The organism is Mongoliimonas terrestris (assembly GCF_001927285.1).
GTDB classification, from domain to species: domain Bacteria; phylum Pseudomonadota; class Alphaproteobacteria; order Rhizobiales; family Pleomorphomonadaceae; genus Chthonobacter; species Chthonobacter terrestris.
The window spans coordinates 534343-550436 of record NZ_MSIG01000001.1 but is presented as its reverse complement, the minus strand read 5'-3'; the positions used below and the strand labels follow the sequence as shown (position 1 = coordinate 550436).

Here is a 16094-nt window from a genome sequence, read left to right as displayed (position 1 = left end):
TCTGGGGCTGCCGCCCGTCGTTACTCGGTCGGGGCGGACGCCCCGGGGGTCACTGTGTCGGGGCCGGAACCCCGGGGTCGCTCGCTGCGGGCTGCCGCCCGGGATTGCTCGTCGGCATGGGCAGGCCGAGGCCGTCGGCGGCGCCGGGTTCGGCGGCCTTCACGGCCTTGGGGTCCACGGTCATGCGCACGCCGTCATGGAAGGTCACGGTGCCGCCCTTCTCGCCCACCGACATGCCCTTGGCCTCGATCGAGCCCATGGAGGAGGAGAAGGCGATCGGCGCGTCGCTCTCCACCTCGCCGGTGGCCAGGTCGATGGTGGCGGTCTCAAGGTCGGCGGCGGTGCCGTCGCTGCCGCGGATCTTCAGGTCCTCGTCGAGCACCAGGGTCTGCGCCCCGGCGTCGTAGAGGCCGGAGCCGGCGGTGAAGTCGGCGCTGCGGCCGTCCGGCTGGCGCACGGTCGCTTTGATGCCGTAGAGGCGGATGCGCTTGGGGTCGGAGAGGTCCTGCACGGCGCGCGTCGCCGTCACCTCGTAGGTGCGGCCCTTGCCGTCGCTGCCGGAGAGCTTCGGCGCGTCCATCGACAGGCCTTCGGCGCTGATCTTCACGTCGCCCACCGAGAGCGCGATCTCGATGCGGCTGACGACGCCGGCGACGATCACGGCGAGCGCCAGGAAGGCGCCGATCGCCGGCAGCGCCCGGCGCAGGCGCCGCACCCGCCGGCTGCCGGCGGCGGCGCGCTCGAACACCACCCGGCGCTCCGGCGTCAGCGCGCGCGGGCCGGTGGCGACCGGTCCAAGGCTGGCGAGGCTGGCGGTGGAGACCGAGCGGGACAAAGGCGGATCCTTCGGCATCGCCGCGGGCCCGGCCCCGGATCGGGGTCGGCGGCGCGGCGCGCGGGTGGGTTTCGGGACGCGCTTTCCGCGCGGCCCGGACCCAACATATGGATCAACAGTCTATAAATTCCTAGTCGATCGCCGTTCACCCTGTCGCGACGTCACGGCCGCCAAGGAAATCGCACCGGTCCGGCGTCCGGGCGCTCAGGTGTGGGCGAAGATGTCGTCCTCGCCCCAGCCGGCGAGATCGAGCCGGGCGCGCGTCGGCAGGAAGGCGAAGCAGGCTTCGGCCATCTCCATACGCTCCTCGCGGGCGAGCATGGCGAGGAGCTTCTCGCGGAGCGCGTGGAGATTCAACACGTCCGAGGCCGCGTACTCGATCTGCGCCTGGGTCAGCGTCGCCGCTCCCCAGTCGGACGACTGCTGCTGCTTGGAGATCTCCACGCCGAGCAACTCGCGCGTCACGTCCTTGAGGCCGTGCCGGTCCGTGTAGGTGCGGGTCAGCTTGGAGGCGATCTTGGTGCAGAACACCGGGCCGGCGACGAGGCCGAAGGTGCGCATCAGCACGGCAACGTCGAAGCGGGCGTAGTGGAACACCTTCACCCGGTCCGGATCGGCGAGCAGGCGCTCCAGGTTGGGCGCGCGGGTCTGGCCGCGGGCGATCTGCACCACGTCGGCGGTGCCGTCGCCCGGCGACATCTGCACCACGCAGAGCCGGTCCCGATGCGGGTTGAGACCGAGGGTTTCCGTGTCCACCGCCACCACGGCGCCGTAGCGATCGAGGTCGGGCAGGTCGCCAAGGTGGGTGCGGATGGTCATCGCGGCCTTCGGGAGCGCTTGGTGCGTGCTTCCCGCCAGACTGCCGCCCCGCCAGACTGCCGACACGAGGATCGAACGGACCACAAGACCGGATCCCTGGTAGCGCCGCCGCTGCCTTCCGCTTGTGGGAAGACGCCGCACGGCTTGGATCCGGCCGTCGCCGATGGTGCCCAGGAAAGGACTCGAACCTTCACGCCTCGCGGCACAGGTACCTGAAACCTGCGCGTCTACCAATTCCGCCACCTGGGCACAGGGGCTGTGGTCGAGGGCGGTGTTTAGGGGGTGGCGCGGGCCTTGTCAACGGAAGATGCGAGGCCGCGACGTCGACTCGCGGCGATTGCGCCGGGCGGACCTTGCGGCACCGACGCGCGCGCCGCCGCCCGCGGCCTGCGGCCCCGGCCGCATCGGCGAAAACACGGCTATACAGCCGCTTCCGCCTTGGCTAGACACTCAAGCCCGAGGCGCCCGCGCTGGACGGCGGGCGAGGCTCCCCCGCAATCCTCCTCCAGAAGGGCACCGATCACCCCATGGCCACCCTCACCGGCAGCGGACGTCTCGTCACCGTCTTCGGCGGATCCGGCTTCCTCGGCCGGCATGTGGTGCGGGCGCTCGCCCGCCGCGGCTGGCGCGTGCGCGTGGCGGTGCGCCGTCCCGATCTCGTCGGCCACCTGCAGCCGCTCGGCAACGTCGGCCAGATCCACGGCGTGCAGGCGAACTTGCGCTACCGCGCCTCGGTGGAGCGGGCGGTCGCCGGCGCCGACACGGTGATCAACCTGGTCGGCATTCTCGCCCCCACCGGCAGCCAGACCTTCGACGCCGTGCAGGCGGACGGCGCGCGCCTCGTCGCCGAGGCCGCCCGCGCGGCCGGCAGCACAAGGCTCATCCAGATGTCCGCCATCGGGGCGGACGCGGCCTCCGCGTCCGCCTATGCGCGCACCAAGGCGGCCGGCGAGGCGGCGGCCTTCTCGGCCATGCCGGACGCGGTGGTGCTCCGGCCCTCCATCGTGTTCGGCCCGGAGGACGATTTCTTCAACCGCTTCGCCCAGATGGCCCGCTTCGCCCCGGCCCTGCCGCTGATCGGCGGCGGACGCACCCGCTTCCAGCCGGTCTATGTGGGCGACGTGGCGAGCACCGTCGCCGAGGCGGCGGACGGGCGCGTGCCGGGCGGCACGGTCTACGAGCTCGGCGGGCCGGAGGTGCGCACCTTCCGCCAGCTGATGGAGCTGGTCCTGAAGGAGACGCAGCGCAAGCGCGCGCTCGTGGAGGTGCCGTTCGGCGCCGCCGCCATGCTCGCCAAGCTCACCGCCTGGGTGCCGGGCGCGCCGCTCACCCTCGACCAGGTGGAGCTTCTGAAGACCGACAACGTGGTGTCGGATGCCGCCATCCGGGAGGGCCGCACCCTCCAGGGCCTCGGCATCCAGCCCCATTCCATGGCGGCCATCCTGCCGACCTACCTCTACCAGTATCTGCCGCGCGGCCAGTTCGACCGGCACAAGACGAGCTGAGCCCGGCGCTCTTCTGCATGAACGGCGCCCGGCGGCTCGTCCGCCCGGCGCCGTTTGCGTTTGGACAGAGCCCTCAGCCGAACAGCCAGAGCCCGGCGAAGCCGAGCGTGCCGACGACGATGCGCCACCAGGCGAACGGCGCGTAGCCGTGCCTGGACACGAAGTCGAGCAGCCGGCGCACCACGATCACCGCCACCACGAAGGACGCCACGAAGCCGACGCCGATCACCGCCGCGTCGTCGACGCTGAGGAGGTCGCGGTTCTTGTAGAGGTCGTAGGCGAAGGCGCCCGCCATCGTGGGCAGGGCGAGGAAGAAGGAGAATTCCGCCGCCGACCGCTTGTCCGCCCCCAGCAGCAGCGCGCCCACGATGGTGGCGCCGGAGCGCGACGTGCCGGGGATCATGGCGAGGCACTGGAAGAAGCCGATCGCCAGATAGGTCGAAAGCGGATAGCCGGTGGCGTCCGTGTAGCGCGGCGTGAAGTGCATCCGGTCGACGACGAGCAGGATCACGCCGCCGATGATCAGCGTGGTGCACACCACGGCCGGCGTCTCGAACAGCACCTCCTTGATGTAGTCGTGGGCCAGCACCCCGATCACCACCGCCGGCAGGAAGGCGATCAGCACGCCGGCGATGAAGCGCCGCGCGTTCGGGTCCGTCGGCGCCGCCAGCGCGATGCGGGTCAGCCGCTCGCCGTAGACGGTCAGGATGGCCAGGATGGCACCCAGCTGGATCAGCACCTCGAAGGTGTTGCCCGGCGACTGGAAGCCGAGGAAGTGACCGATGAGCAGGAGATGGCCGGTGGAGGAGACCGGCAGAAACTCCGTCAAACCTTCGACGAGGCCAAGCACCAGCGCTTTGATCAGGACCGCCAGATCCATTCAGAAACTCCGCATGTTGAAAAATTTGTCCCGTCCGGTACCGGAACAGGGTGGGTTGGAAACCATTTGTTCACGGGTCGCGCCGGCTCTATATCGAAACCGACCGTACCCGTCATGGCTTAAGGAACGGACCGGCCGCCCGCCCCCCGCGTGAATGTCTCGGATGCCATCGCGCCGGCGCCGTTCGTTCCGCGCCTGCCTTGCCGGCGAAGCGGAGGTCCCGGATCAGGACGTCGATGCTGAAGCTTTACCATCACCCTTTCTCCGCGTCCTCCCGCTTCGTGCGGCTGATGCTGGCCGAGCACGAAGCCAAGGTCGAACTCGTGATCGAGCGGTCGTGGGAGCGGCGGCCCGACTTCCTCGCCCTCAACCCGGCCGGTCTGGTCCCGGTCCTGCAGGAGAACGACGGCCCGCCGATCGTCGGTCCCTGGACCATCATGGAATACATCGACGAGACCCGCGGCTACGCCCTCGGCGACCGCCGCCTGATGCCGAACCACCCGGAGGGCCGCGCCGAGATGCGCCGGCTGGTGGACTGGTTCGCCAACAAGGTCCAGGAAGAGGTGACGAGCTATTTCGTCCACGAGCGCATCTTCAAGCTGGAGATCCCGGCCGCGCGCGGCGGCGGCGCGCCCGACAGCCAGATTCTCAGGGCCGCCCGCCTCAACATCCGCCATCATCTGCGCTACATCGGCTATCTCGCCGGCACGCGGAACTGGCTCGCCGGCGACCGGCTGACCTTCGCGGATCTTGCCGCCGCCGCCGAACTGTCGGCGATCGACTATCTGGGCGAGGTCCCATGGGACGAGGATCAACACGCGACCAGCTGGTACGCCCGGGTGAAGTCGCGGCCGAGCTTCCGCGGTCTCCTGTCCGACCGGGTGCCGGGCCTGCCGCCGTCCCCGGCCTACGCGGACCTGGACTTCTGACCGACGGCACGCCGGACGGCCCCCGCGCCGTCCCGTCCCGGGTGCGCGCGCGGGCCGCCGCTCTCGGCTTCGACGTCCTGAAGGTCTCCGCACCCGGCCCGCTCTCCCCCGCCGACGACCGGCTGCGGCGCTTCGTAGCGGACGGACATCACGGCGCCATGACGTGGATGGCCGAGACGCTCGACCGGCGCGCCGACCCGCGCGCGCTCTGGCCGGACGTGCGCTCGGTCCTGGTGCTCGGCTTCAACTACGGGCCGGAGGACGACCCGGCAGCGACGCTCGGCCGGCCGGAGGTCGGCACCGTCTCGGTCTATGCGCGCAACCGGGACTACCACGACGTCCTGAAGGGCCGGCTGAAGGAGATCGCCGATCTTCTCGCCCGCGAGACCCAAGCCGACGTGAAGGTGTTCGTCGACACCGCCCCGGTGATGGAGAAGCCGCTCGCCCAGAAGGCCGGGGTCGGCTGGCAGGGCAAGCACACCAACCTCGTCTCCCGAGACCTCGGCTCCTGGCTCTTCCTCGGCACCATCTTCTCCGCCGCGGCCCTCGTCCCCGACGCGCCCGAGACGGACCACTGCGGCTCCTGCAGGGCCTGCCTCGACGCCTGCCCGACCGACGCCTTCCCGGCGCCCTACCGGCTCGACGCGCGGCGCTGCATCTCCTACCTCACCATCGAGCATCCCGGCCCGATCCCGGCCGCGTTCCGCGCCCCCATGGGCAACCGCATCTACGGCTGCGACGACTGCCTCGACGCCTGCCCGTGGAACAAGTTCGCCGTCGTCGCCCGCGAGGCCAAGCTTCAGGCCCGCGACGACCTGAAGGCACCAAGGCTCGCCGACCTCCTCGTCCTTGACGACGCCGGCTTCCGCGCCCGCTTTTCCGGCTCGCCGATCAAGCGTATCGGTCGCGACCGGTTCCTGCGCAACGTGCTGATCGCCGCCGGCAACAGCGGCCTTCCCGCCCTTGCCGCCGCCGTGGCGGCGCTCGTCGCCGACCCGGCCCCCGTGGTGCGCGGCGCCGCCGTCTGGGCCCTCGCCCGCCTTGCCCCGAACCGGCTGGCGGCGCTCGCGGACCCGCTCCGCGCCGATCCGGACCCGGATGTCCGCGCCGAGCTCGAGGCCGCTCTCGGCCAGCCGGAGACGCCGGTTTGCAAGCCGGCGTCCGCCTGATAGAACAGCCGCGCTTTTTCCCTTCCGCCTTTTTTCAAGACGAGGACCGCCCGTGCGCACTGCCCGCCTGTCGCGCAAGACGAACGAGACCGACATCACCGTCGCCGTCGACCTCGACGGCACCGGGGTCGCCGACATCGCGACCGGGGTCGGCTTCTTCGACCACATGCTCGCCCAGGTGGCGCGACACGGGCTGATCGACCTCACCGTCCGGGCGGAGGGCGACCTCCACATCGACGACCACCACACGGTGGAGGACGTCGGCATCGCCTTCGGCCAGGCGGTGCGCCAGGCGCTCGGCGACAAGCGCGGCATCACCCGCTACGCCGACACGCATCTGGCCATGGACGAGGCGCTGACCCGCTGCGCCATCGACATCTCCGGCCGGCCCTATCTGGTCTTCCGCACGGCGTTCCACACGCCGAAGATCGGCACGTTCGACACCCAGCTGGTGGAGGAGTGGTTCCGCGCCTTCGCCATGAACGCGGGCGTGACGCTCCACGTGGAGACCCTCTACGGCGCCAACGACCACCATATCGCCGAGAGCTGCTTCAAGGCCCTCGCCCGCACCTTGCGGGCGGCCGTGGCAATCGATCCGCGTCAGGCGGACAAGGTGCCCTCCACCAAGGGCGTTCTGGAAGGGTGACGGCCATGACCCTCTACACGGTGCATGCCCCCGCCGACGCGGCCCCGACGGGCCCGGCGGCGGACCGGGTGGCGTTCGTCAAGGACGGCTTCTCCTGGCCGGCGCTCCTCATCCCGGTGCTCTGGCTGCCCTATCGCCGCATGTGGTGGCCGCTCCTCGGCTTCCTGGCGGCGACGGTCGGCATCGGCCTTGCCGGCGCCCGCATCGGCGAGAGCCCGGCTGCGCTGATCGGGATCCTCTTCTCGCTCTGGTTCGCCCTGGAGGCCAATGCCATGCGCCGCTGGACGCTCGACCGGCGCGGCTACCACCTCGTCGGCGTGGTGGAGGGCCGCGACCGCGACACCGCCGAGCGGCGCTTCTTCGAGGCCGCGCTCGCCCCGGCCGCAGCCGCCCCCGACGGCGCCGCCCGTCCGATGGGTTACCCGCCCTCGCCGCCGGTCGCGCCCCGCGCCGCCGTGCCCGGCGTGATCGGCCTCTTCCCGGATCGCACGGGGGTGCGCCCATGAGCCTTGCCATCATCGACTACGGCTCGGGCAACCTCCGCTCCGCCGCCAAGGCCTGCGAGCGCGCCGCCCGCGAGGGCGGCTACACGGGCGCCGTTTCGGTCACCAACGACCCGGAGGTGGTGCGCCGGGCCGACCGGATCGTGCTTCCCGGCGTCGGCGCCTTCGCGGACTGCCGCGCCGGCCTCGACGCCGTGCCCGGCATGCACGCGGCACTGGACGAAGCGGTGAGCGCCGGCGGGCGACCCTTCCTCGGCATCTGCGTCGGCATGCAGCTCCTCGCCGCCCGCGGCCGGGAGAAGGTGGTCACCGACGGCCTCGGCTGGATCGGCGGCGAGGTGCGCATGATCGAGCCCGCCGACCCGACCCTCAAGGTCCCCCACATGGGCTGGAACACCCTCGACGTGCGCCGCCCGCACGCGCTCCTTGCCGGCGTGCCGACCGGCGAGGACGGCCTCCACGCCTATTTCGTCCACTCCTACCATTTCGTCCCGGACGATCCGGCCGACGTGCTCGCCACCACCGACTACGGCGGGCCGGTGACCGCCATCGTGGCGCGGGGCACGCTGGTGGGCGTCCAGTTCCACCCGGAGAAGAGCCAGACCCTCGGTCTTTCGCTCCTTCGCAACTTCCTCGCCTGGAGGCCGTGACGTGATCCTCTATCCGGCCATCGACCTGAAGGACGGGGAGGCCGTGCGCCTGAAGCTCGGCGACATGGACGCCGCCACCGTCTACAACAAGGACCCGGCCGACCAGGCCCGGCGCTTCGCCGCCCTCGGCTTTCCCTGGCTGCACGTCGTCGACCTCAACGGCGCCTTCGAGGGCCGCAGCGTCAACGGCGCCGCCGTCGACGCCATCCTCAACGCCGTTTCGCCGGCCATGAAGGTGCAGCTCGGCGGCGGCATCCGCGACATGGCCGCCATCGACGGCTGGCTGGGGAAGGGCGTCGCCCGGGTCATCCTCGGCACCGTGGCGCTCCGCGACCCGGACCTCGTGCGCGCCGCCGCCCGCCGCCATCCCGGCCGCATCGTGGTCGGCATCGACGCCAAGGGCGGCAAGGTGGCGGTGGAGGGCTGGGCGGAGACGTCCGAGCTCACCGCCGAGGACCTCGCCCGCCGCTTCGAGGACGCCGGCGTCGCCGCCATCGTCTACACGGACGTGGACCGGGACGGCATCCTGAAGGGTCTCAACATGGAGGCGACCCTGGCGCTCGCCCGGGCGGTGTCGATCCCGGTGATCGCCTCCGGCGGCCTTGCCTCCATCGCCGACGTCGCCCGCATGCTGGAGCCGGACGCCCGCGTGCTCGACGGCGCCATCACGGGCCGCGCCCTCTACGACGGCCGGCTCGACCCGGCCGAGGCCCTCGCCCTCATCCGAGAAGCGGAGGCCCCCTCATGCTGAAGGCCCCCCCATGCTGAAGGCCCGAGTCATTCCCTGCCTCGACGTCAAGGACGGCCGCGTCGTCAAGGGCGTCAACTTCGTCGACCTGCGCGACGCCGGCGATCCGGTGGAGGCGGCAGCCGCCTATGACGCGGCCGGCGCCGACGAGCTCTGCTTCCTCGACATCACGGCGAGCCACGAGGCGCGCGGCACCCTCCTCGACGTGGTGGAGCGCACGGCGGCCCTCTGCTTCATGCCGGTCACCGTCGGCGGCGGCATCCGCACCAACGACGACATCCGCGCGCTCCTCCTTGCCGGCGCCGACAAGGTGTCGATCAACTCCGCCGCCGTCGCCGACCGGTCCTTCGTCGGCCGGGCGGCGGACAAGTTCGGCAACCAGTGCATCGTGGTCTCCATCGACGCCAAGCGGGTGAGCGGCCCGCACGAGGCGCCGCGCTGGGAGATCTTCACCCACGGCGGCCGCAAGGCGACCGGCCTCGACGCCCTTTCCTTCGCCGCGGACGTGGTGCGGCTCGGCGCCGGGGAGCTTCTCGTCACCTCCATGGACCGGGACGGCACGAAGATCGGCTTCGACCTGCCGCTCACCCGCGCCATCGCCGACCGGGTGAGCGTGCCGGTGATCGCCTCCGGCGGCGTCGGCACCCTCGACCATCTGGTGGAAGGCATCCGCGACGGCCACGCCACCGCCGTGCTCGCCGCCTCCATCTTCCACTTCGGCACCCACACCATCGCCGAGGCCAAGGCCCACATGGCCGCCGCCGGCATCCCGATGCGCCGGGATCCGTCCGAACTCTCGGGAGCCGCCGCATGAGCGATCCCGCCCCCTTCACCCTCGCCGACCTGGAGGCGGTGATCCGCGACCGGATCGCCGCGGGCGACGAGACCTCCTACACGGCCAAGCTCGCCGCCCGCGGCATGCCGAAGGCGGCGCAGAAGCTCGGCGAGGAGGCCGTGGAGGCGGTGATCGCCGCCGTCTCCGGCGACAAGGCCGGCCTCACCGGCGAGACCGCGGACCTCCTCTACCACCTCCTGGTGGTGCTGGCGCTCGCCGACGTGCCGCTCGCCGCCGTGCTTGAGGAACTTGAGGGCCGCATGGGCCGTTCGGGCCTCGTGGAAAAGGCCTCCCGGTCGACGGCGCCGAAAGGCTAACGCAATCGCAAGACCGGCCGTGATAAGAGACCGTCATGTACGATGCCCGACGGTCGGCTCCACCGGCCCCGGACCGGCGCCCGCGCGGCCATGACGGCCGCCCGGTCGAGGTGACGCCATGGACCAGACCGCCCGCACGACCCTTTCCCCCTACCAGGTCTTCTCCAAGGCCGAATGGTCGGCGCTCCGGCAGGGCACGCCCCTGACGCTGACGCTGGAGGACGTGGTCCGGCTCCGCGCCCTCAACGACCCGGTGTCGCTGCCGGAGGTGGTGGACATCTACCTGCCGCTCTCGCGCCTCCTCTCCCTCTACGTGGAGGCGACGCAGGGCCTGCATCAGGCGACCCAGAGCTTCCTCGGCCACTCCGAATCCAAGATGCCCTATGTGATCGGCGTCGCCGGGTCGGTCGCCGTCGGCAAATCCACCACCGCCCGCATCCTCCGCGCCATGCTGCAGCGCTGGCCCTCGAGCCCGAAGGTGACCCTCGTCACCACCGACGGCTTCCTGCTGCCGAACGCGGTCCTCCAGGCCGAGGGCCTGATGGAGCGCAAGGGCTTTCCGGAAAGCTACGACCTGCCGGCGCTCCTGGCCTTCCTCAGCGAGGTGAAGGCCGGCCGGCCGCAGGTGACCGCCCCGGTCTACAGCCACCTCGTCTACGACGTTGTGCCGGGCGAGAGCATCACCATCGACCGGCCGGACATCCTCATCCTGGAAGGCCTCAACGTGCTCCAGACGAGCCGGCTGCCGAAGGACGGCAAGGCGGTGCCCTTCGTCTCCGACTTCTTCGACTTCTCCGTCTACATCGACGCCGACGAACCGGATCTCCGCCGCTGGTACGTGGAGCGCTTCATGCGCCTGCGCGAGACCGCCTTCCGCGACCCGCGCTCCTACTTCCGCAAGTACGCGGAAATCTCCGGCGAGGAGGCGACGGCCATCGCCAACGGCCTGTGGGACCGCATCAACCTGCCCAACCTCACCGACAATATCCTGCCCACCCGCCCGCGCGCCGACCTGATCCTGCGCAAGGGCGGCAGCCACGCCATCGAGACGGTGATGCTGCGCAAGCTTTGACGAACGGGTTTCATACCGCCCGTCTTTTGCCTTTTGGGCGACCAGAAGATAGGGTCCGGCCGAACGGCCGAAGCGGACCCTCATCAGCCATGCCCGCCCCTGACACGCTCCCCGCCCAGACGCTTTCGTCCAAGCGCATCCTCCTCGTCATCGGCGGCGGCATCGCCGCCTACAAGGTGCTCGACCTCATCCGACGGCTGAAGGAGCGCGGCGCCGCGGTCCGGGCCATCCTCACCGCCGCCGGGGCGGAGTTCGTGACGCCGCTCGCGGTCGGCGCCCTCACCGAGACGCGCGTCCACACCGACCTCTTCGACCTCACCGCCGAGCAGGAGATCGGCCACATCCGCCTTTCCCGCGACGCGGACCTGGTGCTGGTCGCCCCGGCGACGGCGGATCTCCTCGCCAAGATGGCGAACGGCCTGGCCAACGACCTCGCCTCCACCTGCCTCCTCGCCACCACGGCCCCGGTCCTGGTCTGCCCGGCCATGAACCCGCGCATGTGGAGCCACCCGGCGACGAGGCGGAACGCCGAGACGCTCCGGCGCGACGGCGTCACCCTGGTCGAACCCGCCGCCGGCCGCATGGCCGAGCGCGGCGAGGAGGGCGTCGGGCGCCTGCCGGAGCCCTTGGAGATCGTCGCCGCCGTGGAGCGCTTCTTCGCCGGCATGGCCGGCAGCGCGTCCCTCGCCGGCCGGCGGGTGATCGTCACCTCCGGGCCGACCCACGAGCCGATAGACCCGGTGCGCTACATCGCCAACCGCTCGTCCGGCCGCCAGGGCCACGCCATCGCGGCGGCGGCCGCGAGGGCCGGCGCCACCGTCACCCTGGTGTCGGGCCCGGTTGCCATCCCGGACCCGCCGGGCGTCACCGTGGTGAAGGTGGAGACCGCCCGCCAGATGCTCGCCGCCGTGGAACGGGCGCTGCCCGCCGACGTCGCCGTGATGGCGGCGGCGGTCGCCGACTGGCGCGTCGCCACCGAGACCCGCTCCAAGATCAAGAAGGACGGCTCCGGCCGCCCGCCCGCCCTCGATCTTGCCGAGAACCCGGACATCCTGAAGGCCATCGGCCACCTGGACTTCGGCCGGCCGACCCTCGTCGTCGGCTTTGCCGCCGAGACCGACGACGTGGAGGCGAACGGCCGGGCCAAGCTGGTCCGCAAGGGCGCCGACCTCATCGTCGCCAACGACGTCTCGCCGGAGACCGGCGTCATGGGCGGCACCCGCAACACCGTCCACGTGATCGCCGCCGACGGGGTGGAGCACTGGCCGACCCTCGACAAGGACGCGGTCGCCGACCGCCTCGTCGCCCTCATCGCCGATCGCCTGAAGGCCGCTCTGGCCGAGCGCCCGACAGGCGCCGGCTGACCCGCCCCACCGTCCGACAGGATCCCATGACCGCCGCCGTCTCCGTCCTCCGCCTGCCGCACGGCGCCGACCTGCCGCTGCCGGCCTACCAGACCGCCGGGGCCGCCGGGCTCGACCTCCTCGCCGCCGTCGCCGAGCCGCTGGTGATCGCCCCGCTCGGCCGGGCGCTGGTGCCGACCGGGCTCGCCATCGCGCTGCCGCCCGGCTTCGAGGCGCAGGTGCGGCCCCGCTCCGGGCTCGCCGTCCGGCACGGGGTCACCGTCCTCAACAGCCCCGGCACGGTGGACGAGGACTATCGCGGCGAGATCCAGGTGATCCTCGTCAACCTCGGCGCCGAACCCTTCACCGTCCGGCGCGGCGAGCGCATCGCCCAGATGGTGGTCGCCCCGGTCAGCCGGCTGCCGCTCCGCGCCGTGGAGAGCCTGGAGGCAACCGAACGGGGCGCCGGCGGGTTCGGCTCCACGGGCGTCGGGTGAGCCGGCGGGTCGCCGGGCGCGGAACGGTTTTCCGCCGACCGGCGCCCTGGCGGAAAGCCATTCTGTCCCGACCGGTCGGCCACCGCGCCCCTTGTCTGGCCCGCCGGGCGCCTGGGCGCTAGGATCGACACCACGACGGCCGGGCGCGCCCGGTTGCTGCTTCAAGAGGGATCACGATCATGGCCGATGAGACCCGCCGCGGCCGCGGCAAGATCTACGACAGCATCACCGAGACCATCGGCGACACGCCGCTCGTCCGGCTCGACAAGATCGCCAAGGAGAAGGGCGTCGGCGCCCGCCTCGTCGGCAAGCTGGAGTTCTTCAACCCGATCGCCTCGGTGAAGGACCGCATCGGCGTCGCCATGATCGAGGCGCTGGAGGCGGAGGGCCGCATCCGGCCGGGCGAGACCACGCTCGTGGAACCCACCTCCGGCAACACCGGCATCGCGCTCGCCTTCGTGGCGGCGGCCAAGGGCTACCGGCTCATTCTGGTGATGCCGGAATCCATGTCCATCGAGCGGCGCAAGATGCTGAAGCTGCTCGGCGCCGAGCTGGAGCTCACGGAAGCGCCGAAGGGCATGAAGGGCGCCATCGCCAAGGCCGAGGAACTGGTCGCCGGCATTCCGGGCGCCATCATCCCGCAGCAGTTCCAGAACCCCGCCAACCCGGAGATCCACCGGCGCACCACCGCCGAGGAGATCTGGGGCGACACCGGCGGCGACATCGACGTGTTCGTCTCCGGCATCGGCACAGGCGGCACCATCACGGGCGTCGGCCAGGTGCTGAAGGCCCGCAAGCCGGACCTGCGCATCGTCGCCGTGGAGCCGGTGGAAAGCCCGGTGCTCAGCGGCGGCGCGCCGGGGCCGCACAAGATCCAGGGCATCGGCGCCGGCTTCGTGCCGGGCGTCCTCGACACGGAGATCTACGACGAGGTGGCGCAGATCTCCTCCGACGAGGCGCTCGCCACCGCCCGTCTGGTCGCCCGCCTGGAGGGCATTCCGGTCGGCATCTCGTCGGGTGCCGCCGTGGCGGCGGCCGTCAAGGTCGGCCAGCGCCCGGAATACCAGGGCAAGACCATCGTGATCATCATCCCGTCCTTCGCAGAGCGCTATCTCTCCACAGCGCTCTTCGACGGGCTCGCCTGAGACCAAGCCCGAGCGGGCGCCGGCTGGAACGCGTGCGCGGGTCGGGCAAGTCCGACCCTCAGGCGAAAGGTCTGAGCCATCGGAACGGTCCGCGCCGGCGCCTTCCTCAGGAGGCGTCGGCGACGGCCGCCGGGGCCTCGCGGTCGAGAAAGAGCCGGATCACCGGCACGAGCCCCGGGTCGCCGGCCCGCGCGATCGCCTCATCCGGCGTCAGCCAGGCGACCTCGCGCTGCGCCTTCTCCGGCCAGTCGTCCAGTTCCTTTTCCACCGTCATGGCGTGAACCGCCACCACCACCGTGGCGGATTTCTTCGGAAAGCGCTTGATGTAGCGGTAGAGGGTGAAGGGCTTGGTCTCGGCCCGGCCGATCACGCCGGCCTCCTCGAAGGCCTCCGTCTCGGCCGCCTCGTGCGGCTTCAGGCCCTTGATGGTCCAGCCGCGCGGCAGGATCCACCGACCCGTCTCCCGGGTGGTGACCATCAGGATCTCCAGACGCCCGTCGGCGCCGCGGCGGTGCACCAGCGCCGCCACCTGCTCGAACACGATCGGCTTGGCGGACTTCCCCAAATTCTCGTTCCTCCGGCGGACCCGCCCGAATCGGTGGCAAGACCTGAGATCCGCTCATCTATACTATTCGACAACACCGGCCGCTGTCTCGGCTCCCGGCCCTGTCACAACCGCCAGCCCGGCCATTTTGATCCGGCCGAGGCTACTTCTAGATGACGATCGCGCTCGGAACTTGTGCGAATATCGCCACGCTCCCGTGCGCCACCGTCGCAGCCCCCGTCTCCGCGTCCGCCACGTCGCCAAGCCGGTCCGCATCCTGTAAGGAAGGCGTTGCCAACCGGAGACCGCCCATGGGCCAGACGCCGACCTTCGCCGTACCGCCGAGCTTCCTCGGCGTCCGCTCCACCGCGCGGACCGCGTCCTATGTGGTGGCGGGCATCCCGCTCGACATCGGGGTGACCAATCGCACCGGATCGCGCGGCGGCCCGGCGGCGGTGCGGGCGGCGAGCCGCATGCTGACCGACGGCGACCACCCGCACTTCTGGATCGACCCGCAGACGATCGACCTGGCGGACATCGGCGATTTCGAGATCAGCCTCGGCGACATCGAGAAGAGCCTCGCGCTCATCGAGGCGCAGGCGGCCGGCCTTCCCCACCTGCTTGCCATCGGCGGCGAGCACGGCATCTCCCTGCCGCTCCTCCGCGCCCTAAAGGCTCGGCGCGGCGAGCCGGTCGGCATGGTGCACTTCGACGCCCACGTGGACACCTGGCCGGACAATTTCGGTCAGGTCTACGGCCACGGCTCGCCCTTCTACCATGCCATCGAGGAGGGCCTGATCGACCCGGCCCGCACCATCCAGATCGGCATCCGCTCGCCGGTGCAGCGGGAGATCCATGACTGGACGGTCGGCAAGGGCGTCACCATCCTCTCCGCCCTCGACGTCCACGCGATCGGCCCCGCCGCCGTGGTGGAGCGCGTCCGCGCCGTGGTCGGCACGGCGCCCACCTATTTCACCTTCGACGTGGACTGCCTGGACCCGGCGTTCGCGCCCGGCACCGGCACGCCGGAGTTCGGCGGCCTCACGCCCTGGCAGGTCCAGGCCGTCATGCGCGGGCTCGGCGGCATTGCCTTCGTCGGCATGGACGTGGTGGAGGTCTCGCCCGCCTACGACGTTTCGGAGATCACGGCCCTTTCCGCCGCCACCGTGATGTGGGAGTATCTGGCGCTGATGGCGTCCCAACGGGTCGCCTGAGGGGACGACGGCCGGGTCTGGCGACCCGCGGCGCGGCCCTCGCGGGGGCCGTGGCCGATCACGGAACTTTTCCCGCCACGATCCGAAAACGGTGATATGGTCCCGCCGCGAAGCCGCTGGTGGCTCGCGCCCGCGCTGCCGGTGATGTCCGGCAGGCAGTCAGGAGATGTTTTGCAAGTACTCGTTCGAGACAACAACGTGGACCAGGCCCTCCGGGTGCTGAAGAAGAAGCTTCAGCGCGAGGGAATCTTCCGTGAGATGAAGCAGCGGCGCGCCTACGAGAAGCCCTCCGAGCGCAAGGCGCGGGAGAAGGCCGAGGCCGTCCGTCGGACCAAGAAGGCCGCCCGCAAGCTCGCGCAGCGCGAGGGCCTGCTGCCCGGTCCGAAGAAGCGCGTGCGCCCCGACGCCCGGCGTCCGGCCCCGGCACCCGCCACCGCCTGACG

General features: G+C 71.4%; 19 protein-coding genes and 1 tRNA gene. 15 read left to right on the top strand and 5 right to left on the bottom strand.

What is annotated here, in order from left to right:
* Positions 1-49: 49 nt before the first annotated feature.
* The 3 genes from lptC to BUQ68_RS02340 all read right to left on the bottom strand — a co-directional run bounded on the left by lptC (position 50) and on the right by BUQ68_RS02340 (position 1903).
* The gene (gene lptC / locus BUQ68_RS02350; RefSeq protein WP_075214297.1) at positions 50-835 is read right to left on the bottom strand and encodes an LPS export ABC transporter periplasmic protein LptC; all 786 of its coding nucleotides are present in this window, start codon (positions 833-835) and stop codon (positions 50-52) included.
* Positions 836-1039: 204 nt separating this feature from the next.
* Positions 1040-1654 carry a ribonuclease D gene (locus BUQ68_RS02345; protein ID WP_075214296.1) on the bottom strand — a complete coding sequence of 205 codons (615 nt, stop codon included), beginning with the start codon at positions 1652-1654 and terminating at the stop codon, positions 1040-1042.
* A gap of 164 nt (positions 1655-1818) precedes the next feature.
* A tRNA-Leu gene (locus BUQ68_RS02340) sits at positions 1819-1903 on the bottom strand.
* 278 nt (positions 1904-2181) lie between these two features.
* On the opposite strand from BUQ68_RS02340, the gene BUQ68_RS02335 reads away from it, so the two are divergent.
* Positions 2182-3159, top strand: a complete 978-nt coding sequence (locus BUQ68_RS02335; protein WP_075214295.1) for a complex I NDUFA9 subunit family protein — start codon at positions 2182-2184, stop codon at positions 3157-3159.
* Between the two features lie 73 nt (positions 3160-3232).
* Here the strand turns inward: BUQ68_RS02335 and BUQ68_RS02330 are convergent, their stop codons facing one another.
* Positions 3233-4039 carry an undecaprenyl-diphosphate phosphatase gene (locus BUQ68_RS02330; RefSeq protein ID WP_075214294.1) on the bottom strand — a complete coding sequence of 269 codons (807 nt, stop codon included), beginning with the start codon at positions 4037-4039 and terminating at the stop codon, positions 3233-3235.
* Between the two features lie 236 nt (positions 4040-4275).
* Between BUQ68_RS02330 and BUQ68_RS02325 the strand changes: the two genes are divergently transcribed.
* The 12 genes from BUQ68_RS02325 (at position 4276) to cysK (ending at position 13893) form a co-directional block, all read left to right on the top strand.
* Positions 4276-4968: a glutathione S-transferase family protein gene (locus BUQ68_RS02325; protein WP_075214293.1), complete on the top strand. Its 693-nt coding sequence runs from the start codon at positions 4276-4278 to the stop codon at positions 4966-4968.
* A gap of 41 nt (positions 4969-5009) precedes the next feature.
* Positions 5010-6137 (top strand): tRNA epoxyqueuosine(34) reductase QueG, encoded by a 1128-nt coding sequence (queG, locus tag BUQ68_RS02320; RefSeq protein ID WP_095407256.1) that lies wholly within the window; start codon positions 5010-5012, stop codon positions 6135-6137.
* Positions 6138-6189: 52 nt separating this feature from the next.
* Positions 6190-6783, top strand: a complete 594-nt coding sequence (hisB, locus tag BUQ68_RS02315; protein ID WP_075214292.1) for an imidazoleglycerol-phosphate dehydratase HisB — start codon at positions 6190-6192, stop codon at positions 6781-6783.
* A gap of 5 nt (positions 6784-6788) precedes the next feature.
* Complete coding sequence (locus tag BUQ68_RS02310) at positions 6789-7289, top strand: DUF2628 domain-containing protein (protein WP_075214291.1); 501 nt, start codon at positions 6789-6791, stop codon at positions 7287-7289.
* Positions 7286-7936, top strand: coding sequence for an imidazole glycerol phosphate synthase subunit HisH (hisH, locus tag BUQ68_RS02305; RefSeq protein ID WP_075214290.1), 651 nt, complete (start codon positions 7286-7288; stop codon positions 7934-7936). The genes BUQ68_RS02310 and hisH overlap by 4 nt, the downstream gene beginning before the upstream one ends.
* Position 7937: 1 nt before the next feature.
* Positions 7938-8687, top strand: coding sequence for a 1-(5-phosphoribosyl)-5-[(5-phosphoribosylamino)methylideneamino]imidazole-4-carboxamide isomerase (gene hisA / locus BUQ68_RS02300; RefSeq protein WP_075214289.1), 750 nt, complete (start codon positions 7938-7940; stop codon positions 8685-8687).
* A 10-nt stretch (positions 8688-8697) separates the two neighbouring features.
* Positions 8698-9498 (top strand): imidazole glycerol phosphate synthase subunit HisF, encoded by an 801-nt coding sequence (gene hisF, locus BUQ68_RS02295; protein WP_075214288.1) that lies wholly within the window; start codon positions 8698-8700, stop codon positions 9496-9498.
* Positions 9495-9836 carry a phosphoribosyl-ATP diphosphatase gene (locus BUQ68_RS02290; protein ID WP_075214287.1) on the top strand — a complete coding sequence of 114 codons (342 nt, stop codon included), beginning with the start codon at positions 9495-9497 and terminating at the stop codon, positions 9834-9836. The genes hisF and BUQ68_RS02290 overlap by 4 nt, the downstream gene beginning before the upstream one ends.
* 118 nt (positions 9837-9954) lie before the next feature.
* Complete coding sequence (coaA, locus tag BUQ68_RS02285; protein ID WP_075214286.1) at positions 9955-10908, top strand: type I pantothenate kinase; 954 nt, start codon at positions 9955-9957, stop codon at positions 10906-10908.
* 89 nt (positions 10909-10997) lie between these two features.
* Positions 10998-12272, top strand: a complete 1275-nt coding sequence (gene coaBC / locus BUQ68_RS02280; protein ID WP_075214285.1) for a bifunctional phosphopantothenoylcysteine decarboxylase/phosphopantothenate--cysteine ligase CoaBC — start codon at positions 10998-11000, stop codon at positions 12270-12272.
* A gap of 26 nt (positions 12273-12298) precedes the next feature.
* Positions 12299-12748 (top strand): dUTP diphosphatase, encoded by a 450-nt coding sequence (gene dut / locus BUQ68_RS02275; RefSeq protein ID WP_075214284.1) that lies wholly within the window; start codon positions 12299-12301, stop codon positions 12746-12748.
* A gap of 179 nt (positions 12749-12927) precedes the next feature.
* Complete coding sequence (gene cysK, locus BUQ68_RS02270; RefSeq protein WP_075214283.1) at positions 12928-13893, top strand: cysteine synthase A; 966 nt, start codon at positions 12928-12930, stop codon at positions 13891-13893.
* 106 nt (positions 13894-13999) lie between these two features.
* Here cysK and BUQ68_RS02265 read toward each other — a convergent pair whose 3' ends face one another.
* A complete protein-coding gene (locus tag BUQ68_RS02265) occupies positions 14000-14458 on the bottom strand; it encodes an NUDIX hydrolase (protein WP_075214282.1) in 459 nt (152 codons plus the stop codon).
* 290 nt (positions 14459-14748) lie between these two features.
* Between BUQ68_RS02265 and speB the strand changes: the two genes are divergently transcribed.
* Both speB and rpsU read left to right on the top strand, forming a co-directional pair.
* Complete coding sequence (gene speB / locus BUQ68_RS02260; RefSeq protein WP_075214281.1) at positions 14749-15651, top strand: agmatinase; 903 nt, start codon at positions 14749-14751, stop codon at positions 15649-15651.
* Positions 15652-15822: 171 nt separating this feature from the next.
* Positions 15823-16092 carry a 30S ribosomal protein S21 gene (gene rpsU, locus BUQ68_RS02255; protein ID WP_075214280.1) on the top strand — a complete coding sequence of 90 codons (270 nt, stop codon included), beginning with the start codon at positions 15823-15825 and terminating at the stop codon, positions 16090-16092.
* Positions 16093-16094 lie beyond the last annotated feature (2 nt).